Source organism: Curvibacter sp. GW821-FHT09D12 (genome assembly GCF_059416245.1).
Map to the genome: position 1 here is coordinate 36,398 of NZ_JBWKOU010000028.1, position 22,045 is coordinate 58,442.

Below are 22,045 nucleotides of genomic sequence, written 5' to 3' on the forward strand. Positions count from 1 at the left end.
ACAGGACACCGGCCTCAGGGAAACTCAATGTGGGTGCGCTTCACCACCGGTTCGGCCTGGTGAAACGCCTCCGCCCAGATGCGCCGTGCCTGCTCAGGCGTACTGCCGATCGGCTCCACTCCCTGCGCCAGCAAGCGCGACCGCAGCTCGGGCGACTGCAGCACCTGACGCAAGGCTTTGGCCAAGGCCTCCTGGACCACGGCCGGCGTGCCGGTGGGCGCAAACAGCGCAAACCAACCCGACTCGGCCATTTGGGGCCAGCCCAATTCGACAAAGGTGGGGGTGGAAGGCAAGGATGGGAATCGACGGGTGCCGGTCACGGCCAACGGGCGAATTCGAGCACTTTCAACGCCGGAGCCGATGGCTGAGACCGTGAGAAACACGCTGTCAAGGTGCCCGCCCAGCAAATCCGTGAGCGCAGGAGCAGAGCCTTTATAGGGTACATGCACCCACTGCAGATGGGCCGCATCGGCCAACACCTCGCCCATGACATGGCCCGAGGATCCCACCCCGAAGCTGCCGTAGCTCAGGCCTTGCGCCTTGGCCCGCTGCACGAACTCTCCCAGATCGCGCTCCTTGGCATCAGACCGAACGGCCAGAACCAATGGGGCCTGGCCCACGATGCAGACGATGGCAAACTGCGACATCACCGCCTGGGGACTCTGCGAAGGCTGTGCAGCCAAAGGCGCAATGACGTGCGTCGAATGGCTGCCCAGTAGCAAGGTGTAGCCATCGGCCGGCTGCCGCTGGACACTGCGCCAGGCCACCGCGCCATTGGCACCAGGCCGGTTGTCAACCACCACCGCCTGCCCCAACACCTGCTGAAGCTGCGTTCCCAGAAGACGGGCCAGCGCATCCGTTCCCCCTCCACTGGCAAAGGGCACCACCAATGTGATGGTCTTCTGGGGAAAGGCCAGATCGACAGCGCCGGCGTCGCGTAGCACGCCAGCCCAACCTACCAGTGCCAAGCCAAGCCCCACCAGGCCGGTGCGCAGCCAGGCGCCGCGCGCGCCAATGTGCGCCCGACACCGCAGAGCCAGCGCCGTGTTCATTGGATGCCTGCCATGTTGATGTACTTGATGACCAGGTAATCATCCATTCCGTAGTGCGAGCCTTCACGCCCCAACCCTGATTGCTTGACCCCGCCAAAGGGGGCCACCTCATTGGAGATCAGCCCTGTATTGACGCCAACCATGCCGTATTCCAGGCGCTCTGCAACCCGCCACACCCGCCCCAGATCACGAGCGTAGAAATAGCTGGCCAGACCGAACTCAGTGTCATTGGCCAGGGCTACGACCTCGTCCTCTGATTCAAAGCGGAACAGCGGCGCCAGCGGGCCAAAGGTCTCCTCCCGAGCGACCGCCATGTCCGAGGTGACATCCACCAGAACGGTGGGCTCGAAGAAGGAGCGCCCGAGCGAGTGGGGTTTCCCACCTGTCAGAACACGAGCCCCTTTGGCAAGTGCATCTGCGACGTGCTCCTCTACCTTGGCCAGGGCCTTTTCGTCGATCAGGGGCCCCACACGCACCCCCTCGGTCATGCCGTCGCCGACCGTCAAGGTCTGCACCGCAGCCGTCAATTTGGCAGCGAAGGCGTCATAGACCTTGGCATGGACATACAGGCGGTTGGCACACACGCAAGTCTGCCCCGCATTGCGGTACTTGGACACCATAGCCCCTTCGACCGCCGCATCGAGGTCAGCATCGTCAAAGACGATGAAGGGTGCATTGCCGCCCAACTCCATGGAAACCTTCTTGATGCTGTCCGCGGTCTGCTTCATCAACGTGCGCCCAACCTCCGTCGAACCTGTGAAGCTCAGCTTGCGGACCGCGGGATGGGTGGCCAGCACCCGACCGATGTCGCCCGCCGAGCCGGTCACCACCGACAAGACACCCGCGGGAACGCCTGCACGCTCGGCCAACGCCACCAAAGCCAGGGCCGTCAAGGGCGTCTGCGAGGCCGGCTTGAGCACCATCGTGCAGCCCGCGGCCAGGGCCGGGCCTGCCTTGCGAGTGATCATGGCGGCCGGGAAATTCCAGGGCGTGATGGCGGCACACACACCAATCGGCTCCTTGGTTACCACGATGCGCTGACTGCTCAAGGGCGCCGGAATGGTGTCGCCATAGACCCGCCTTGCCTCTTCGGAAAACCACTCGATGAATGAGGCGGCATAGGCAATCTCGCCCCGGGCCTCGGCCAAGGGCTTGCCCTGCTCGGCGGTCATGATGCGCGCCAGATCGTCGACATTCGCCTGGATCAGCTCATACCAGCGGCGCAGGACCGCGGCACGCTCTTTGGCCGTGCGGGCTCGCCAGGCGGGCCAGGCCGCCTGGGCCGCCAGCACGGCCTGCTCAGCTTCGGCGGCACCCAGGCGCGGCACGGAGCCCACGCGCACGCCGGTGGCAGGGTTGCGCACATCAATTCGATTTTCAGAGGAAATCCACTGACCATTGATCAGGCATTGGTCGCGCAGCAGGAAAGGATTTTGAAGATTCAGCATCGCCATTGAGAGTAGAGAAAGCCCCCGAGGCGCGATGCCCCGGGGAAAAACCTGGAGAACAGGCCGCGAAACATTGGATAAGGAGCACGGGCGGTGAAGCCTTGCCCATGGCATGGGAAGCGGCAGGCTTTAGATCTGGGTGATCATCTTGGTTGCCAGGTAACCATCAAACAGCTCGGTTCCCCCCTCGCTGCCAATACCACTGTCCTTGATGCCGCCAAAAGGCAGCTCGGGATGCGCCATGCCAAAGTGGTTGATGTTGACCATGCCTGCCTCCAAACCATTGGCCACGCGCGTGGAGGTTTGAATCGAGTGGGTAAACACATAAGACGCCAGACCAAACGGAACACTGTTGGCCCTGCGCAGCACCTCGTCCAGATCAGTGAATCGGGTGATGGGCGCAATGGGACCGAAGGGCTCCTCATTCATGACCCGGGCCGTGTCAGGCAGGCCAGTGATCACCGTCGGAGCAAAGAAGTGGCCGGCCCCCGGGAGACGGCCGCCACCGCTGAGCACCTCGCCCCCCTGGCGTGTGGCGTCATCCACCAAGGACTGCACGGCCTCAAGACGTCGTGCGTGCACCAGGGGGCCCATTTGCGACTCCGGCTGCAGGCCATGGCCCACCGTCACCGAGTTGATGACTTCGGTGAAGGTACTCACAAAGCGGTCATACACCCGGCTCTGCACATAGAAGCGCGAGGGCGAAACGCACACCTGCCCGGCGTTGCGCACCTTGAAACGGGCCAGCAAGGTGGCCGCCTGCTCGACATCGGCATCATCGAACACCAGCACGGGGGAGTGGCCCCCCAACTCCATGCTGACACGCTTCATGTGGGCACCAGCCAGGGCGGCCAGGTGCTTGCCCACCGGCACAGAACCCGTGAACGAAATCTTGCGCACGACAGGCGACTCGATCAGGTGCTTGGAGATGGTAGAAGGCACGCCCCACACCACATTGAGCACGCCGGGCGGCAATCCGGCGTCATGGAACAAGTGGGCCAGGGCATCCACCGCACTGGGCGACTCTTCGGGTCCCTTGAGAACCACGGTACAGCCAGAGCCAATGGCGGCCACCACCTTCTTCATGGCCTGGCCCATCGGAAAGTTCCACGGGCTGAAGGCCGCGCACACACCCACGGGTTCACGCACCACCCACTGCCGCACGAGGGGATTGCGGGGCGGCACGACGCGGCCGTAGATGCGCCTGCACTCTTCAGCCGCCCACTCGGCGTGCTCGGCGCTGTTGAGCACCTCGGCCACCGCTTCGGCCAAGGGCTTGCCGTTGTCCTGCGTGATGGCCCGCGCAATGTCGCTTGCGCGTTCGCGGGCCAACCCGCCCACCCGACGCAAAACGGCGGAGCGCTCCATGGGCGAACTGCAGCGCCAGGTCTGAAAAGCAAGGTCTGCAGCGTGAAGCGCGGCATCCAGGTCTTCAGGGGTGGCCCAGGGTAGTTCACCCAGGGGCTCCAGCGTGGCGGGATCCCGGATGGCCTGGACATCACGTCCTTGGGCGCTCAGGAATCGGCCGTTGATGTAGAGAGAAAGTGGTGGGTACATGGTGCTCAGAGAATGGATGGAGCGGAGGATCTGCCGCGCATCGGCGGCAAAGGCCCAGGGGGAGCGTGCGTCACTCCAGCTTGATGCCAGCCTCACGGATGATTTTTCCGTAGCGCACGGCATCTTTTTTCATGGCTGCCAGGGTCTGCTGCGGCGTTGTGGTCGCCACATCCATGCCCCGAACGGCATAGGTCCCACGGACCTGAGGCGACTCCATGACCTTGACCACGGCCTGGTTGATCTGCGACACCACTGCATCGGGCACCTTGGCGGGGGCAAACAAGGCGAAGACGGTCGAGGGAATGGTGCCGGGCTTGCCTCCGGCCTCCGCCAGTGTTGGCACATCAGGCAGGTACATGGCACGTTGCGTGTCACCCATGGCCAACAATCGAATCTTGCCGCTCTTGGCGTGGGCCTGCATCACCATGCCACCCGCCATCACGGCATCCACTTCGCCCGACAACAAGCCCAGCACAGCGGGGGCCACACCACGGTAGGGCACGTAGGAGAAATTCAGGCCATGGGCCTGCTTGAGCATCTCCATGCCGATGTGGTTGACATGGCCATTGCCTCCTGTACCGATGTTGACACCACCCGGTGCGGTCTTGGCGTATTTCAGGAACTCGGCAAAGTTCTTGACCGGAAGACCCTCACGCACCCCCACGAACAGGTTGACCCCTGCCAGATCGGATACCGGCTTCAGGGCCATCTCCCACTGGTAAGGCATCTTGGCGTATAGCACCGGATTGGTGACCACGGCCAGGCGGTCCACCATCAGCAAGGTACTGCCGTCACCATCACCCTTGGTCACCACCTCCGTCCCGACGATGGCGTTCGCCCCGGGGCGGTTGTCCACCACAAAGGCCTTGCCGGTCTGCTTGCTGAGGGCATTGCCCAGGTCGCGGGCGAGCACATCAGGTTCTGTTCCTGGCGGGTAGGGGACCACAATGCGCACGGTGGCCGGCGGCCAGGACTGAGCCAACGCTGAGGTGGCACCGAGCGCCATCAGGCAGGCACTCAGAAGACAAAATTTCGAGCGGTTCATGGGGGGGCTTTCTTGTTGGAACGAAACACGGAAAACAGCCATGTCGGCCGCCGCCTGAGCGCGACCAGACACGACCCTGCAGACACGACCCTGCAGTCACGACGCGATGGAAAAAATCAAGCCTGACGCACCACCGTGCGACAGAACTCAGCCAGCTGTTCGGCTGCACCCGCCGCAGTGCCGGCAGCAGCCACAAAGCGGTCAGGGCGTATCAACACCCAGTCCACACCTCGGGCCTGAAACCAAGTGCCCAGGAGGTTCTCGGTGTCCTGAATGACATTGACCATCGGTGCCTCACCTGTGCAGCGATTCACCTCCCACGCGCTGCTGCGGGCCCTGACGGCAACAAACTGATCGCACTTGAGCAGTCGCAGCTGTTCCGCCAACGCGGGACTCATCTGCGCCAAGGGGTTGCACCGCCAACTGACCAGCGCAAAGCACCCACCGATCACGTCGTCCAGCTTGCGCGGCTCACCCGAAATCTGTTCGACCACAGGCTGAATGAACATGCGCCCCACCAGCTCGTCGTGGCCGGCATGACCGCTGTTGAGCACCACACCCTTGACAAAGCGCGGCATGGGCTTGAATTTCATCTGAAGCACGTAGTCGCGCACGCGCGGGACATCCTTGATCGCCAGAAAAAAGCGGTCCCTCAGCCAGGCCAGCGCACGATTGCGCTGCGACAGCACCGACCCGAAGAGGTCTGCCAGATCGATCATGGCCTGGGCGTGGGCATGGCGCTCGTCGTGGTAGCTGGCCAACAATTCGGGCTTCATGCGGCCGCGCACGATCCAGGCCAGCTTCCAGGCCAGGTTGAAGGCGTCGCGCAGGCCGGCATTCAGGCCCTGTCCGATCCAGGGCGGCGTGATGTGGGCCGTGTCCCCCGCCAGGCAAACCCGATCAATCACAAAATCCTTGGCCACCCGGGAGTTATGGGTGTACACCCGGGCTCGGATCACCTTGAGTCGCTCGGGGTGCTCTACATGAAGGCTCAGCAACATCTGCACCTTGTCAGGCGTCAGCATCTGGTCGCCGTCCTCGCCCGGGAACAGCATGAACTCCCAGCGCCGCAGGCCGTAGGGCAGGCGAAGGCAGACATAGGGCCGGCGGGGCTCGCAATGCAGCGCGGTGTAAGGGGCATCGAGGGGGTCGTCCTCGCACTCGATGACCACCCATTTGTGCGGGTGCGTCTTGCCCTCGTAAGGCACCTTGAGGATGCCTTCACGCACGGTGCTCCGTGCGCCATCCGAAGCCACCAGATACTGGGCGCGCACCGTGCTCAAGCCACCATCGGCCTGGCGCAGAGTCGCGTCCACGCCCTGGTCATCTTGCACCAAAGAGATCAACTCCACCCCCAGTGCCAACTCAACGTGCGGGTAACGAGCCAGCCCCTTGCGCAGGGTGGCTTCCCCCAGCGGCTGCGAGAACAGATTGCGACGGCACCAGCCGAATTCACGCGTGCTTGGCAAGATTTCGGCAAAGCACTGCTTGGCGGCCGTGTACATGCGCATGGGCACGTTCTGGATCATGTCGCGCAGCATGTCTTCGGCCAAGCCAGCGGCCTGAAAGGTACGCAAGGCTTCATCGTCGAGGCCTACTGCACGCGGGAAATCCAGAATCGCCGGGCTTCGGTCGATCAGCAGGGTCTCGATCCCATAGCTGCCCAGCAGGTTGGCGATGGTGACCCCGCAAGGGCCAGCGCCAACGATCAGGACCGGAATTTCTTTCTTATCTTGGGTCATGTGGGGGTGATCGTGATTCGAGGGATGTCAAACAGGGCTCAGCAACTGGTTTTCCTGGCGGATCAACAGGTGTCGCACCGCTTTGCGAAACTCCGTGAAGCGCGGGTCTTGCAGCAACTGGGCACGCCGTCGGGCTCGTTCTTCGAAGTTGTCGAATGCCCACAGGAACTTCAGTTCATTGAGGTCGCCGCTCTCGGGCTGCAACAGGCTGACCAATTGCCCCAGGATGCCAACCTGGACCTCGCGCCCCAGTTCGTTGTAGGTTTTCACGTAGTCCCGCAGGCCGCCAGGGACCAGGGTGTAGGTTCTCAGTTCGTAAATCATTTGTTCGGGTTTCCGTCGAGCAGAAAAGACGTCAGGACTGCAGTGCGATCAAGGCTGACGCGACAGGAATTGCCGCACCACCTGGTTGAAAATTTCGGGTTGATCGTCATGGATGTAATGGCCTGCATCCGCAATCTCGGTGGCTTGCAGCGTCGGGTTGAGGCGCAACATTTCACTCACCATCTCCGGCTGCAAATAGTCTGAACGGCTGCCACGGACCACCAGCGCGGGGCATCGGATGGCTTGCACGCAGGGGCGCAGGTCGACCGCACGCGCCGGATCAGGCTCAAGCCGCGTTGCGGCGATGCCGGCATGGTCGTAACGCCAGGTCCATCGCCCCTCGGGGGTCTGTTTGAGCATCTGCTGCAGGCGCTGCTGCCGAGCCGCCTCAGACACGGTGGGACGAAGCGCCCGCATGAAGTCTGCAGCCAGTTCCCAGCTCTCGAAATGGCTCGGGGTGGTCGCCAGTTCCTTGCGGATCCTGGTCGCACCAGCGCTGACGTCGAAGGCACCTGGGCCGGCATCCTCGATCACCAGCCGATCCACCCGACCCGGGTTTTGCGCGGCATAGACCAACGCATTGATCCCTCCCATCGAATGCCCGAGCAGGTCGAAGCGGGGCAGTTGCAGGTGATCGACGAGCGCCGCCAGATCGGCCACGTAGGCATCGGTGTAGTAGTTCCACGCGGGATCCCAATCCGTCTGTCCGCGGCCACGCTGGTCAAAGCCGATGACACGGCACCCGGGCTGGAGCGCCGCGGCCACACCGGCGAAGGTCTCTGCATAGCCCCGGATGCCGTGCATCGTCACCAGCGGATGCGCGCTGGGTTCGCCCCACTCCGTGACATGAAAATTGAGCCCATTGAGAGGCAGTGTGTAGTCGCGACGTTCCATCACAGCCTCAGATCAGACAAGTCCGTCCACGCCCTTGACGTCAGCCGCCTTCAAGCCTCCCAGGCGGGCGTTGAGACGACCACGCGTGGCAAACGCCCAGCACACGATCACCTCATCTCGATTCGGACCGTCATTGAACAGCGCGCTGACCGTGTCATAGTGAGAACGCACATACAGTGCGTCCTTGTGTGCCAGCGGAATGTCCAGCACCGTGCCTGGGCTGCCTCGCTTGCCCGTGGACGGCACCCAGGATTTGCCGCCGCCCAGCGCGTCGCGGATCGGATTGGCGGCGGGGTTGGTCAACAGGGCGTTGCCATGCTCGTATTCACCGTCGATGCCAACCAGGATCGCCTTGCCATAGCTTTCGATGGCTTGCCCGTTGGCAGCTTGCTGGATACGGCGGCCGAACTCCTGGCCCAGTGCCACAGAGCCTTCGATCCAGGCGCTGAGGTCTGCTTCATAGCGACCGGCATAGGGGTTGTGAATGCATGCCGCCAGCACGAACTTGCGCAAGGGTTCACCGTCCGCGGGCGCGCCGGTCTCGCCGGCCAAGGTGTCTTCGACCTGCAAATACCACTTGCGGATGTGGAAGGCACCGAAATTGGGGGTTCTCATGGAAAGGCTTTCAATTCAAAGTGGATGGATTCAAAGTGGCGTCAGATCAAAAGGGAGGCTCGGGGCGTCGTAGTCACCCAGCAAGCGTTTGCCCTCTTCGTCGTCGTGAACGGTCTCAAGGAAGAACTCGAAGCGATGCCCGTCCGGATCTGTGAAGTACAGGCCATAGCCCACCGCGTGGTCCGTGGTCTTCACCACCGGCACGTTCTTGCGCAGCAACATGCCGTAGAGCCGGCGCAGGTCGTCCATCGACCCCTCGATCTCCAGCCCGTAGTGCTGCATGTTGATGTCGCCCCGTACCTCCGCAGTCGGACTGGCCGGGTCGACCTGGATCAGAGCGATGTCGTGGTGCTTCTGCCCGAATGAGAGAAACACCCACCGATCGCCCCGCGCCGTGACCTCCATGCCCAGCACGTCCTCGTACCAGGAGGCGGTCTCGAAGGGGTTCTTGACGAACAACGCCAAGTGGGTACGTCGGATGCGGGGTCGTACTTCAGTTAGTGGCGTAGACATGAAGCTCCCAGGGATCAGTTGATGGATTGCGGATGCGCATGGACCGGGGCCTCAAACGGTGTCCAGGCAATCGAGGTGATTTCACTGAACTCGCGCCACTCCTTGAACCAGGTACGACCGGCATCCGTAGAACGCAGCAGGTCGCCATACTTGGTCCCGGCAAAGACCAGGTCGGGGTCGGACGCATGCGAGCCGAAAGCCCAGACCGTTGAGTTGGGCGCGGTGTGCAGCAAGGTCGTACGCCAGGTCTGGCCGCGGTCTTCCGAGCGGTAGATCTTGGTGCGCGTGCCCGGTGTGCCATCGCCGATGGCCAGCAACAGCGCCTGCCCTCCAGCCCCGGTCACCTGGACCGTGCGGGTGTAGTACATGCCGTCAAACCGTTCTCGCGAAGGCTTGTGGACATACGACTTGCCGCCGTCAGTGCTTTCGCAGACCGAGTTCACCGTCAGCACGAAATGACGCATCGGGTCCTGCGCCGTGGCTGGCAGGATGGTGATGGCATGGATGTCAGAATTGTTGATGCCTGCACCGGGCACGTCCATCCGTTCCCAATGGTCGCCCTGGTCGGTGCTGCGCCAGGCGCCGCCCTCCTCCACGCCGAACCACACTTCGTGGTGATTCACCGGGTTGACGCACATCGTCAGAATCCGGGGTCGGTTGACGCCCTGACAAAACTCCGGAAGCTCGACACCCAGCCGCTCCCAGCTCAAGCCGCCGTCACGGGAGCGGCAGGTGAAAGCGCGAGAGGGCGCCCCGGTACCGGCGTAGACGACCTTCGGGTCCACCGGGTCGAAAGCGATCGCCCAGACCGTCTGACCATCCATGGGTGAGCTGACCCGGCTGAAATGAGCACCACCATCGGTGCTGAGGCACAAACCAGCATCGGCGCCCGCCAGCACTCGACTGGGGGCAGAGGGATCCACCGCCAGGGCTCGCACCGTGCCGTCGAACTCGATGGCCTCCTTGAGCCCCAGGCGATGCCAACTCGCACCGTTGTCAACGCTGCGCAAAATACCCTGGCCCGCAGTGGCCACAAGAATGGTTCCCTTCATGGGTGCTCCTTTGGGGTTGAATGAGCCATCAGATGAAGATGCCGCGGGTGATGCCACCGTCGACAGCGATCGATTCGCCCGTGATGGCGCCCGCTCTTTCGGAAGCCAGGAACAGCACGGTGTCTGCGATTTCCTGCGGCTGGAGCACGCGACGGATCGGGGTCACCTTGGCGTAATTGGCCTCGACTTGCTCGGGCGTGAGGCCCTGCAACTTGGCTTCCTTGGCGTACAGCTCATGGATGTGGGGGGTTTCCACCACACCCGGGTGAATCACATTGACGGTGATGCCCGAGGGGCCCAATTGGTCGGACAGTGTCTTGGTCAGGTGACAGATGGCCACATTGCGCATGCCCGACAGCTGCTTGCTGCCACGGCCGGTGAGGCCGCCGATGTTGATGATGCGGCCATAGCCGTTCTTCTTCATGTGTGCTGCCGCCGCCTTGGCGCAGCGCATGTAGCCCACCACCTTGATGTTGATGTCTTCCAGCAGGCCTTCAGGGCTGGCATGCTCGATTTCGCTGCGCACCAAACCGCCCGGATGGGCCGCCCCGTTGACCAGGATGTCGATGCGCCCGAAGTGCTGCGCAACCTGTTCAATCATGGCCTCGACCTGCTCGGTACTGCTCACGTCGGCCGGTGCGGCCAACACCTCGATACCGTACTGTTCGCTGATGTCGCGGGCCGCAGCCTGCAGAGGGCCCGCGCTGCGTGCGACGATCGCCACACGCACGCCTTCGGCGGCCAGTGCCTCGGTCACGGCACGGCCGATGCCCAGACTGCCGCCGGTGACCACAGCGACTTTTCCTTTGAGTTTCAGATCCACATTAGCTCCTGGTGATGGATGAGCGCAACTGGCGCCCGGTTGGTTGGGATGACGCTGTTGAAGCCTGGGCTCACAGCGCCATTTCGATCAGGCTGGGCCCGGAAGCGGTGACCGCCTTGGCAAACTGCTCAGCCAATTCCTCGGCCGTCTGGGCACGCGAGGCTTTGACGCCGTAGGACTGCGCCAGCAAGACCCAGTCGATGCGTGGGTTCTCCAGACTGGTCATGGCAGCGGCTCGATCGCCGAGCGTGGCCCCGCCACGCCGCAGTTCGTTGCGCAAGATGGCGTATTGGTGATTGGCGGCCACCAGTACCACCACATTCAGCCCTTCATGCGCCATGCTCCACAGGGTTTGGATCGTGTACTGCGTGCTGCCGTCAGACACCAGGGCGACCACGCGCCGTTCGGGGCAGGCGATGGCGGCCCCCATGGCCACGGGCAGGCCCTGACCGATGGCCCCCCCCGTGTTGGTCAAGGTGGTGTGCACACGGGCCGCGGCAGAAGCGGCATAAAAGGGATACCCACAGGTTCCGCCTTCGACCGACACGATGGCCTGGTCTGGCAGCTCACGCGCCAGAACGGCCGCGATCTTCTGGGGCGTCAACTCACCCGTGGGCTGCTCCGGCATCGGCACCTGTGGCGCCACGTAAGCGGGTGCTGCCAGCGCCTCTGCCAGCGCCTCCAGCCGGGTGGCCGCGTCTTCGCCGGGCTGGCTCAGCAGCAGCAGACGGTCCTTGTTGACCATCTCACTCGCATGGCCCTCGTAGCCAAAGTAGGTCACCGGTGGCAGCGCCCCTGCCAGCACCACCAGATCGGATGCGTCGAGCACCTGGCGGGCGGGTTCCGGGAAGTACGGCAGGCGATCAAAGACCGGCAAGCCCTGCCCACGCTCCGAGCGAGCCGGGAAGGTCTCTGCGTAGGCGCGGCCTTGCAGCACCTGGCACAGGCGGGCCACGGCCTTTTGAGCACGCTCACCCAATCCGCTCAAGGCACCGCCACCGCCCAGCAAGAACATGGGGGACTTGGCTTGGCGAAGCGCCTGCACGCATGCGGCCAGGTCGAAATGCGAAGGCGACGACACGGCCGCGGCCTCGCACTCGCTGGCGCCGGCCTCTGTGCCAAGCGTGCCGTACTGATAGTCGGCCGGGAAGATCAGCGTCGCTGACTGCCCGCCATGGGCCAGGCTCTGCCGCACGGCCTGCGCCGCAGCCGGTGCGGCATCGGACACGCTGTCAATGCGATGCACCCAGCCGGACACAGGACGGGCCAGGGACTCGATGTCGGAGCTCAAGGGCGCATCGAACGGCAAATGCCAACTGGTGTGATCGCCGATGAGGTTGACGATCGGGGTGTGGGCACGCTTGGCGTTGTGCAGGTTGGCGATGCCATTGGCAAATCCGGGGCCCAGATGCAGCAGGGTGGCCGCAGGACGACCCAGCATGCGGCCATAGCCATCAGCGGCGCCCGTGCACACGTTTTCCTGCAATCCGATCACACAACGGACCGCATCCTGCGTCTCCATGGATCGAACCACGTCCAGTTCCGTGGTCCCAGGGTTGGCAAAGCAAGTATCCACGCCCTGAGCGGCCAGTTCGGCCAAAAGCAGGTCTGCGCCAGTGGTGTATTTTTCAGTGGTCATGTTTGCCACTTTATCGCATAGACGAAATTTAGCAATTACATACACTGATTGTCAAGATTTAAATTTGTGTTTTTGCTTTGCATTTTTTTGTGATATGCGTATGTTGATATTTTTTCAAGCAATCAACAAAAGCTACTGATCACCATGGCTGATGGCACAAAAGGGGCACCGTGGCGGCATGGGGCGGCGCGAGTCCGCGCGGCACCATGGCCAAAAGACCTCAAAAGGGGAGGTGGCGCACGTGTGGCTCAACCACCGTGGCAAACGGCGCACGCGGCTGACAGTGGCCCGGGCTTCGTACTGTGCCGATCCGGTTCAAACCCTGGGTCGTGCCTCCCGGAAGTGCCAGGGCAGGCCGCAACGCTTCGCTCAGCCTGCTGACAAACGGGCAGCCTCGGCCTCACACAAACCCATCGACGTTTGTTGCCGACAGCGGCCGCCATGCGGCCCTGCCTCGTCCGGTGCGATGGCAGACGCCGCCCAAAACCTGGCCAAGATGTGGTGCCGAGGGCAATCACCCCGGTTGATCAGGCTCAAGACATTGCACGCCAATCGATGGCGTAATCCGCCCGCCGCGTGGGCACGGCCTTTGGGCGCCCCACTCCGGTCAAACAAATGCGTCCGCCGGCTTTGCCGGGCACGCCATCCGCTAAGATCCAAGTCAGTTTTCAACCCGGACAATCACGGCTGTGCGCTCTTCCAAACGCTCCAATCCATCCGACCCCGAATTTCATCGGGCCGATTGGCCCTTTTACTGGATTGCCCGAGTGAACACCCTCTACACGCAGGAAATTGAACGCGTGCTGAAGGCCGTCAATTGCGATGTACCGACCTACCGGGTCCTGGCCATCCTTCAGGAGCAAGGTGTCAGCAGCGTCTCCGAGATCGCCGTGCACGCAGTGGGCAAACTCTCCACCACCACGAAGATCGTCTACCGCATGAAGGCCGAGGGTCTGGTGAGTACGGAGACGTCCAAAAGTGACGGCCGGGTGACGATGGTGTCGTTGACGGACGCCGGCCGAGTCGCCCTGGGACGGGTGAAAGATGCCACCCACGGCCTGTTCGAGCGCAGCTTCGATGGCCTGACACCTGCCAAGCTCGAGAGACTGAATGAATCGCTGCGGATCGTGTTCCGCAACCTCAACGGCGGCGATCATCCCATTCTGGACGCAGTGGCATCAGACCCGGACCCTGCCTAGGTCCAGGTCGCAGCAATCACGCGGTGATGACCCGGTGCAGCGACTGCGCCACGGCAAGGAGCTTGCGTTCCTCGCGCGGGCGCCCCACCAGTTGCAGCCCCACCGGAAGCCCCCCAGGACCCAACAGCCCCGGGACGTTGACACAAGGCAGACCAAGCAGCGTCCACACCCGACTGAAGACCGGGTCGCCTGTGGCGCTCAGCCCGAGCGGCGCTTCGCCCGGCGCAGCGGGCACGAGCAGAGCATCGGCCTCGCCCATCAAGGCCAGAACCTCAAGCACACCTTGCTCAGCCAAGGCCTTCGCTGCGGCGTAAGCCTCCTGGGTGATGCCATGGCCAAGGGCAACCAGATCGCGAATGTGCTCGCTCACCCGGGTACCGTATTCGCTGATCTCGCGGCCCAGGTTCTGCGCAGCCTCTTTCGCCATCACGGTTTTTTGCGCCTGCAACAGGCCCGACAGCGACGCGGGCATGTTCAGGGAACTCACCGGCACCCCGGCGGCCGACAGCAAGCTGTGCGCCCTTTCCCAGACCTGCCCCCCGCCCGCATCGGAGCAGTCCCATTCATGGGTACGACAGCTCAGCAGACGCATGCCGACAGCGTCTGGCAAAGGCTCGAAGCGCTCACCCGCGAGTGCCGCACGCATCAATTCCAGATCTTCCGTGCCGTTGGACAGCCAGCCCATGGTGTCAAGCGAAGGCGCAAACGCCTTCACACCCGCACCGCTGACCAGGCCATGGGTTGGCTTGAGGGCAAATACACCGCAATAGGACGCGGGGCGAATCAACGACCCCGCGGTCTGCGATCCAAAGGCCAGTGGGACCATGCCACTGGCCACAGCGGCGGCGGACCCACTGGACGACCCCCCTGGCGTGTGCGCAGTGTCCCAGGGGTTGGCCGTGGGTCCAGGAGTGAAATAGGCGAACTCGGTGGTGACGGTCTTGCCCACAATGACGGCATCGGCGGCTCGCACCAGCCGGACGACTTCTGCATCGGCTGCGGGGCGATGTCCCTCGTAGACCGCAGAGCCGTACCCGGTCGGCATATCTGCTGTGTCGATCAGATCCTTGACGCCCATCGGTACGCCGCCGAGCAGGCCTGCGGCTGAGCCAGTGGCCATGCGCGCATCCAGCGCACGGGCCTGTTGCAATGCGACGGCGGGATCCAGATGCTTCCAGGCCTGCAATGCAGGTTCGGCGTTGGCGATGCGTTCCAGGCTGTCCAGGAGCACGGCTTCCGCCGTGGTTTCGCGGCGTGCGATGGCCGCATGGATGGCCACCGCACTGGAGCGCGGGTGAATATGGCGGGTCATGTCTGAATCAAGCTTTCGAATCGGTCAGTTGCAAATATCATGAGCTCAACATCGCTTGATGCTTCGCCTGACTACCGAGATAGGCCTGCACGACCCGCGGATCGGCAGCCACAAGGTCTGCCGGGCCCGCCATCGCAACCTGCCCCAACTCCAAGACATAGGCGTAGTCGGCGATCTTGAGGGCGGCGAGCGCGTTCTGCTCCACCAACAGGATCGAGACCCCCTGTTCACGCAGGCGCACGAGGATGCGGAAGATCTCACGAACGATCAGTGGCGCCAAACCCAAGCTGGGCTCGTCGAGCAGCAGCAGTCGTGGCCGGCCCATCAGGGCACGCCCCAGGGCCAGCATCTGGCGCTCGCCACCAGAGAGCGTCGAAGCCTCTTGCTGGCGGCGCTCCTTCAGGCGCGGGAACAGCGTGAAGACCTCCTCCAAGGCTTCGGCATGTCGGGCCTTGGGCTCTTTGCGAAACCGGAACGCACCAAGCCGCAAGTTGTCTTCGATCGACATACTTGAAAACAAGGCGCGGGTCTCAGGCACCATGCCGATGCCACTGCGCACGCGGCTGGCGATGCCGCGGCCCTCATCACGGCCCGAGCCGGTTTCATCTGCGACAACGATGCGTCCACTTGATGGCAACACCCCCATGATGGCCGACATCAGCGTGGTCTTGCCTGCACCGTTGGGCCCCACCACGGTGACGATCTCACCCTTCCGCACCCGCAGCGAGACACCGCTCACCGCACTGATCTTGCCGTAACTCACATGCAGATCGGACACATCCAGCAGCGGTGACTCGGCCACCGCCGGTTTGAGCACAGCATTCATAGCGCAACTCCCAGATAGGCTTCAAGGACTCGCGGGTCCGACTGGACTTCAGCGGGCAGGCCTTCGACGATCTTGTCGCCAAACACCACCACCGCCACGCGATCAACCAGGTTCATGACAAAGTCCATGTCGTGCTCGACCAGCAGCACGGTCATGCCTTCTTCGCGCAGCTTCTGCAGCAACGCGCCCAGCGCCTGCTTCTCGCCATGGCGCAAGCCGGCTGCGGGCTCGTCGAGCAGCAGCACGCAAGGGTCACAACAAAGCGCGCGGGCAATTTCAATCAAGCGCTGCTGGCCCAAAGAAAGGCTGCCGGCTTCCGCTGCGAGATGGGCGCCCAAGCCCACGCGCTCCAGTTGGCGGCGAGCTTCGGCCAGCAAGCTCGCCTCTTCACGGCGGTCCAGCCTCATCACACTGGCCAGCAGGCCCTGTTGACCACGCAAGTGCGCACCAATGGCTACGTTCTCCAGCACGCTCATCTTGGGCAGCAACTTCACGTGCTGGAATGTACGCGCCAGACCCGCTGCTGCAATGCGCCGGGCATCCCAGCCTTGTACCGGCTGACCCAGGAATTCGATGTCACCAGAGGTCGGCACATCACAACACGAAAGAAGATTGAACAATGTGCTCTTGCCTGCGCCGTTCGGGCCGATCACGGCCAAGACTTCACCCGCACGCAAGTCCAGGTCGATCTCCTTGTTGGCGACCAGGCCCCCGAAGCGGCGACTCAGCCCACGTGCCTTCATCACCACACTGCCACGGCTGGGCATCTCCCGTCGCGGCAGCGACGCGGCAGCGCTTTCATCGATCCGCGGCAACGTGGCCCGCCGAGGCCCCAGATGGGTCTGGCACCACCCCGCCACGCCAACCGGCGCTCGGTGCATCAGCCAGATGATGAGGGCCCCGAACACAATCGCCTCATAGTTGCCGGTGCTGCCAAACAGCTTGGGCAGCAGGTCTTCCAAGCCGTTTTTTGCCAAGACAAACAGCCCGGCGCCAACGATGGCGCCCCACAATTGACCGACACCGCCAATCAGTGCCATGAACAGGTAATCGATGCCGGCGTTGATGCTGAAAGGGGTCGGACTGACAAAGCGCTGCGTATAGACGTAGAGCCAACCCGACACACTCGCCATCGCTGCGGCCAACAGAAAAGCGGTCAACTTGGCACGAAACACATGGACGCCCATCGAGGCGGCCATGGCCTGTCCGCCGTTCAGCGCGCGGATGGCGCGCCCCGAGCGGGAGTCCAGCAGGTTTCGGATAGCGACGGCTCCCAGCAACACCAGCAACCAGATCAAATAGAAAATTTGCTCACCGCGTTCCAACGCCACACCAAACAGACGCAATCCAGGCAGATTGGCCAAGCCGGAATAGCCCCCCAGAGATTGAAAAGTGCCGAACAGGTAGTACAGAGCAATCCCCCAGGCAATGGTGCCCAGCGGAAGGTAGTGGCCGGACAAGCGCAAGGTAATGGCCCCCAACAGGCCGGCCACAAACAGTGTGACCAAGGTCCCCATCAGCAGCGCCGCCAGCGGCGAGCCGCCAGCCCAGGCCAACCAGCCCGGCAACGCTGTGCTGCTGGCCAGCCAGGCCGTTGTGTAGGCCCCAATGCCGACAAAGGCGGCCTGGCCAAAGCTGGTCAGGCCGGCTACTCCGGTCATCAGCACGATGCCCAGCACAACCAATGCCGCGAGGCCGATGTTGTTGAACAAGGTGACATAGAAACTTGGCAACAGAGGCACGAGCGCCAACAGGGCCACCGCCACGAAGAGCAAGCCAATGCTTCGCAGACGGGAGGCTCCATGCCAACGGGCCGTGCCGTGTTCAAGGGTAGGGGTAGAAATGGCGCTCATGCTTCCTCTTCGGAATGGCGGGTTGTCAAAGAGCGCCACAGCAGGAAAGGCAAGATCAGTGTGAACACGATCACCTCCTTGTAGTCACTTGCCCAAAAGGTCGAGAACGATTCGACCAAGCCGACCGACGTGGCGCCAAGCGCAGCGATCGGATAGCTCAACAGCCCGCCGGTCACTGCACCGACAAAGCCCTTGAGGCTGATCAGAAAGCCGCTGTCGAAATACAGCGTGGTCAGCGGCGCAATCAGAATGCCCGAGAGGGCACCAATGAAAGCCGCCAGGCCAAAGCTGAGCTGCCCTGCGAACTCAGGCGAAATACCCATCAGCTCCGCCCCGAGTCGATTCACCGAGGTTGCACGCAGCGCCTTGCCGTACAGCGTTCGATCGAAGAACACATAGAGGGCTGCAATGAGCAGCATGGAAGCGGCGATGACCCAGAGCGCCTGTGACTTGAACATCACCGGCCCGATCTCCACGCCGCCCTCGGAAAACGGCTCGCTGCGCGCACCTTCGGCGCCGAACATCAGCAGCGACAGCCCCACCAACACACCATGCAGTGCAATCGACACGATCAGCAGCACCAGGGAGTGTGCGGACGCAATCGGCTTGAAGGCGATGTCGTACAGCAACGGCCCCATGGGCACCACCAGCGCGAGCGTCAGCAGTGCCTGCACCACCATCGGCAAAGCTTGCAGTGGCAGGAGGCGCAACAGCGCCCAAAGGACCGCGGCATAGCCCAGCATGAGCCAGTCGCCAGGACCCGGCCACTGACGCCTTGTCCAGAGGCCGCCCACGGCCCGTGCCACGGCCAGTCCCAACAACAGCCAGGCCAGGGCCATCGACTGCCCCGCCTGCATGCCCGCCATGGCCATGGCGCCGAAGGTGACAAACTCGCCCTGCGGTACCAACAGCACGCGTGTCACGCTGAACACCAGCACAATGGACAACGCAAGCAAGGCGTAAATGGCGCCGCTCGTGAGGCCATCCTGCCCCAGCAATAGAACGATCTGTGAATCCATGTCGATCAACTGTGGGCGGCTTACTTCAAGGCGGCCCACTGACCGTTCTTCACCGTGATGAGTTCGCGGCCCCGTTTGTCAAAGCCGCTGTGGTCCGCTGCGGTCATGTTGTAAACACCTTGGGTGGCAGCAAGCTCTTTGGTGTGCTCAATCGCATCGCGCAGCGCAGAGCGGAACTCCGGGCTGCCCGGCTTGCCCTTCTTCAAGGCGGCCGGAATAGCCGCCTGCAGCAACAGACCGGCGTCGTACACATTGGCGCCAAAGGTGGCTGGCTTGCTGCCATACAGTTTTTCGTAGTCGGCCACGTACTTGGTGGCGATGGCCTTGATGGGGTTGCTGGCTGGCATGTCGCCCAGCACCAGCATGCCGCTGGCAGCCAGGATGGTGCCCTCCACTTTCTTGCCGCCCAGTTTCAGGAAGTCGTCCAGCGCCGCACCGTGGGTTTGGTAGAACCTGCCTTTGTAGCCTTGATCGAACAGCGTGGTCTGTGGCAACACGGCCGAGCTCCCGGGTGCAGCGATCAGCACGGCCTCCGGGCGGGCTGCGAGGGTCTTCAGTGCCTGCGCCGTCACGGAGGTGTCACGGCGCTGAAAGCTCTCCGAAGTCAACAGCTTGATATTGGCTGCCGCCAGCAGCTCGGTCATGACCTTGGCCCAGTTCTCGCCATAGGGGTCGGCCGTGCCGATCAGGCTGACGCTCTTGATGCCGGTGGCCTTCATGTGGTCCACCAACGCGTTGGCGATCAGATCGTCGTTCTGCGTGGTCTTGAACACCCACTTCTTCTGTTCGGTCATGGGCAACACCACGGCTGCCGTGCCAACGGGCGCAAACATGGGCACACCGGCTTCTGCGGCGAACTGGATCACCCCCATGGCGTTGGGCGATCCGCTCGGGCCAATCAAGGCATCGACCTTGTCCTCGTTGATGAGCTTCTTGACGGCAGAAACCGAAGCCGTCGGATCTGAAGCGTCGTCCAGCGAGAAGTACTCGATCTTCTGACCCGCCACCTCCTTGGGCAACAACGCCACGGTGTTTTTCTGGGGAATGCCGACCAAGGCAATCGGACCACTGGCCGAGGACACAACGCCGATTTTGACCTGAGCGAGCGCGCAGCCGGCAAAGCACAGGGCGCCGGCAGCGGCGATCAAGGCGGGGAAAACGCTTTTCAGAACCATGGAGAACCTCTTTGTAGTGCGGGTGGAGAGTTTGAATTTTGGTGGCGCAAGTTCTGCATATTTCATGCCAGATTCACGTTCCCATTCATGCTTTTCGCCGAGATTACAGATGGAATACGTTTCCTTACCCTAGGGAATTCCCGAAGACCAAGATCCTTAAATCGATCCAAAAGCGGCGATCAATCCCACTTTTGGTGCGATTTTCGCCTCGTGGCTGCACCAACAATGTCTTCAATCGCCCTGTTCTTGTGCGAAAACTTTTTTCATTAAATAGTTGCCAATTCACGTTGTTTTGAGCTAACTTAAAAAATAGCTTCAACGCGTTGAGCCCTTTTTCGACGCAGCAACCCCACTACCGGAGACCCCGATGCTGACCCTGGAACCCGAGCGCACCACGCATGCCAGCCCCCCTTCGCCAGGCGGCGTGGCCCATCCCTCTTTTGACGATCTGCTGACCGACATCCGCACCCGCAGCGCCGAATTCTCGAAGCAGCGCTTCATATCGCCCGACGTCGTCGAGAGCTTCAAGCACCACGGCATGTACCGCGCGCTGGTGCCGCGGGCATTGGGAGGCGAAGAACGTTCGCCACGCTATTTCTGTGAAAAAGTGGAGCGCATTGCACAGGCCGACGGCTCGGCCGGCTGGGTGGCCAGCTTCGGCATGGGCATCACCTACCTGGCCTCGTTGCCCATCGAGACGCTGCGCCAGGTGTACGCGGCTTCGCCCGATGTGGTGTTCTGCGCGGGCGTGTTTCCACCCCAGAGCGCACCGGCCGTCGAGGGGGGCTTCGAGGTGTCAGGCCGTTGGAGCTTTGCCAGCGGTTGCATGGGGGCGAACCTCGTGGGTGTGGGCATTGCACCGACGGGCCTGGCGGGCCAATCCCTGCCGCGCCTGGCCGTGATGCCGATCGCCAAAGCACGAATTGACCCCACCTGGGACGTTATCGGCCTGACCGGCACAGGGAGCCACGACATCGTGGTGGACAAGGTTGTCGTCCCCGAAGAATGGACCTTCGTGCGCGGCAGTCCGTCCACGCTGGACGCCCCCATTTGTCGCTACCCCAGCCTGTCGTTCGCCACGCAAGTATTGAGCGTGGTCTCGCTCGGCATTGCCCGCGGAGCGATCGAAGAATTGAAGGACCTGGCCACAGGCCGCACCTCTGTCACGGGCGCCCCACGCACCGCGGACCGGCCGCAGGTCCAGATGGACCTTGCACGTGCCGAAGCCACCCTGCGCGCCGCACGCGCGTTCTTCTATGACGCCATGGACGAGGTCTGGGAAACCCTGCTGCGGGGCGACACCCCCACTCAGGAACAGATCAGCATGCTGCGCCTGTCGTCCACCCACGCCACCCGTGCGGGTGCCGAAGTCACCCGCAGCGTGCAGATGCTTGCGGGCATGACCGGCATCTACCGCAGCTGTCCACTGTCTACCCAGGTGCAAGACAGCCTGGTCGTGACACAGCACGCCTTCATGGGCGACATCACCTACCAAAACGCCGGCGCCATGTTGTTCGGCCTCAAGCCCTTGCCGGGCTACCTCTGATCTGACCTCATCGCCAAGGAGAACCCACACCATGACCACTGAAACCAAAATTCCACTGCGCACCCTGTTTTGCATCGGCGTGAACCAGAATTTCTTCGACGCCACCCAGGCGGAAACCAAGGACATCTGGAGCGCCTTCGTGCAGATGATGCAAGGCATTGCCGCCCTGCCCGGCGTCAAAGTTCTGGGGAACCTCGACGACGATCGCTCCATGGTAGGGCCGTCGGCGAGCTGGCCTTGGACGACCTACGTGCTGGCCGATGTGCCTGACCTGGATACGGTGCATGCAGCTTGCAACCTGTTTCGCACCATCGGTGTCGGTGACGGCACCTACAAGCTGTGGAAGTACTGCAAGGTCGAAGCACGCGTGGGCCGCGAGCTGAGCATTCCGGCCTACGCGGCCTGAGCACC

General features: G+C 62.8%; 20 protein-coding genes. 3 read left to right on the top strand and 17 right to left on the bottom strand.

Translation table 11 applies throughout. From position 1 onward, the window contains the following. Window positions 1-14: 14 nt before the first annotated feature. From AC07PT_RS26890 to AC07PT_RS26945, 12 genes are all read right to left on the bottom strand, one after another. Complete coding sequence (locus tag AC07PT_RS26890; protein ID WP_494658734.1) at window positions 15-1,052, bottom strand: Bug family tripartite tricarboxylate transporter substrate binding protein; 1,038 nt, start codon at window positions 1,050-1,052, stop codon at window positions 15-17. Further along, the gene (gene gabD, locus AC07PT_RS26895) at window positions 1,049-2,500 is read right to left on the bottom strand and encodes an NADP-dependent succinate-semialdehyde dehydrogenase (protein WP_492349741.1); all 1,452 of its coding nucleotides are present in this window, start codon (window positions 2,498-2,500) and stop codon (window positions 1,049-1,051) included. Before gabD ends, AC07PT_RS26890 begins: the two co-directional genes overlap by 4 nt. Before the next feature lie 129 nt (window positions 2,501-2,629). Further along, on the bottom strand, window positions 2,630-4,057 hold the full coding sequence (locus tag AC07PT_RS26900; protein WP_494658735.1) for an NAD-dependent succinate-semialdehyde dehydrogenase: 1,428 nt from the start codon (window positions 4,055-4,057) through the stop codon (window positions 2,630-2,632). A 70-nt stretch (window positions 4,058-4,127) separates the two neighbouring features. Next, window positions 4,128-5,102, bottom strand: coding sequence for a Bug family tripartite tricarboxylate transporter substrate binding protein (locus AC07PT_RS26905; RefSeq protein ID WP_492349739.1), 975 nt, complete (start codon window positions 5,100-5,102; stop codon window positions 4,128-4,130). A gap of 116 nt (window positions 5,103-5,218) precedes the next feature. After that, window positions 5,219-6,844: a bifunctional 3-(3-hydroxy-phenyl)propionate/3-hydroxycinnamic acid hydroxylase gene (locus AC07PT_RS26910; protein ID WP_494658736.1), complete on the bottom strand. Its 1,626-nt coding sequence runs from the start codon at window positions 6,842-6,844 to the stop codon at window positions 5,219-5,221. Window positions 6,845-6,871: 27 nt separating this feature from the next. Then, a complete protein-coding gene (locus AC07PT_RS26915) occupies window positions 6,872-7,168 on the bottom strand; it encodes an NIPSNAP family protein (RefSeq protein WP_492349737.1) in 297 nt (98 codons plus the stop codon). Window positions 7,169-7,216: 48 nt separating this feature from the next. Continuing rightward, on the bottom strand, window positions 7,217-8,062 hold the full coding sequence (locus AC07PT_RS26920) for an alpha/beta fold hydrolase (protein WP_494658737.1): 846 nt from the start codon (window positions 8,060-8,062) through the stop codon (window positions 7,217-7,219). A 12-nt stretch (window positions 8,063-8,074) separates the two neighbouring features. Next, window positions 8,075-8,677 (bottom strand): amino acid synthesis family protein, encoded by a 603-nt coding sequence (locus tag AC07PT_RS26925; protein WP_492349735.1) that lies wholly within the window; start codon window positions 8,675-8,677, stop codon window positions 8,075-8,077. 30 nt (window positions 8,678-8,707) lie between these two features. Beyond that, window positions 8,708-9,190: a VOC family protein gene (locus tag AC07PT_RS26930; protein ID WP_494658738.1), complete on the bottom strand. Its 483-nt coding sequence runs from the start codon at window positions 9,188-9,190 to the stop codon at window positions 8,708-8,710. Between the two features lie 14 nt (window positions 9,191-9,204). Beyond that, entirely contained in the window at window positions 9,205-10,242 is a 1,038-nt protein-coding gene (locus AC07PT_RS26935) for a WD40/YVTN/BNR-like repeat-containing protein (RefSeq protein WP_492349733.1), read from the bottom strand. Between the two features lie 28 nt (window positions 10,243-10,270). Next, complete coding sequence (locus AC07PT_RS26940) at window positions 10,271-11,065, bottom strand: SDR family NAD(P)-dependent oxidoreductase (protein ID WP_492349732.1); 795 nt, start codon at window positions 11,063-11,065, stop codon at window positions 10,271-10,273. A gap of 70 nt (window positions 11,066-11,135) precedes the next feature. Next, window positions 11,136-12,704 (bottom strand): acetolactate synthase large subunit, encoded by a 1,569-nt coding sequence (locus AC07PT_RS26945; RefSeq protein ID WP_494658739.1) that lies wholly within the window; start codon window positions 12,702-12,704, stop codon window positions 11,136-11,138. A 767-nt stretch (window positions 12,705-13,471) separates the two neighbouring features. On the opposite strand from AC07PT_RS26945, the gene AC07PT_RS26950 reads away from it, so the two are divergent. After that, window positions 13,472-13,903, top strand: coding sequence for a MarR family winged helix-turn-helix transcriptional regulator (locus AC07PT_RS26950; protein WP_492349730.1), 432 nt, complete (start codon window positions 13,472-13,474; stop codon window positions 13,901-13,903). A 16-nt stretch (window positions 13,904-13,919) separates the two neighbouring features. On the opposite strand, the gene AC07PT_RS26955 is transcribed toward AC07PT_RS26950, so the two are convergent. From AC07PT_RS26955 to AC07PT_RS26975, 5 genes are read right to left on the bottom strand one after another with little or no spacing between them, the layout of a single operon-like run. Continuing rightward, window positions 13,920-15,215: an amidase gene (locus AC07PT_RS26955; RefSeq protein WP_494658740.1), complete on the bottom strand. Its 1,296-nt coding sequence runs from the start codon at window positions 15,213-15,215 to the stop codon at window positions 13,920-13,922. Between the two features lie 37 nt (window positions 15,216-15,252). Further along, window positions 15,253-16,041, bottom strand: a complete 789-nt coding sequence (locus AC07PT_RS26960; protein WP_494658741.1) for an ABC transporter ATP-binding protein — start codon at window positions 16,039-16,041, stop codon at window positions 15,253-15,255. Continuing rightward, entirely contained in the window at window positions 16,038-17,894 is a 1,857-nt protein-coding gene (locus tag AC07PT_RS26965) for a branched-chain amino acid ABC transporter ATP-binding protein/permease (RefSeq protein ID WP_494658742.1), read from the bottom strand. Before AC07PT_RS26965 ends, AC07PT_RS26960 begins: the two co-directional genes overlap by 4 nt. After that, window positions 17,891-18,913, bottom strand: a complete 1,023-nt coding sequence (locus tag AC07PT_RS26970) for a branched-chain amino acid ABC transporter permease (RefSeq protein WP_494658743.1) — start codon at window positions 18,911-18,913, stop codon at window positions 17,891-17,893. Before AC07PT_RS26970 ends, AC07PT_RS26965 begins: the two co-directional genes overlap by 4 nt. 20 nt (window positions 18,914-18,933) lie before the next feature. Further along, a complete protein-coding gene (locus tag AC07PT_RS26975) occupies window positions 18,934-20,088 on the bottom strand; it encodes an ABC transporter substrate-binding protein (RefSeq protein WP_492349725.1) in 1,155 nt (384 codons plus the stop codon). A 367-nt stretch (window positions 20,089-20,455) separates the two neighbouring features. On the opposite strand from AC07PT_RS26975, the gene AC07PT_RS26980 reads away from it, so the two are divergent. Together AC07PT_RS26980 and AC07PT_RS26985 are read left to right on the top strand one after the other, a co-directional pair. Next, complete coding sequence (locus tag AC07PT_RS26980; RefSeq protein WP_492349724.1) at window positions 20,456-21,634, top strand: acyl-CoA dehydrogenase family protein; 1,179 nt, start codon at window positions 20,456-20,458, stop codon at window positions 21,632-21,634. Between the two features lie 31 nt (window positions 21,635-21,665). Then, on the top strand, window positions 21,666-22,040 hold the full coding sequence (locus tag AC07PT_RS26985; RefSeq protein ID WP_494658744.1) for an IacB protein: 375 nt from the start codon (window positions 21,666-21,668) through the stop codon (window positions 22,038-22,040). Window positions 22,041-22,045: the final 5 nt, after the last annotated feature.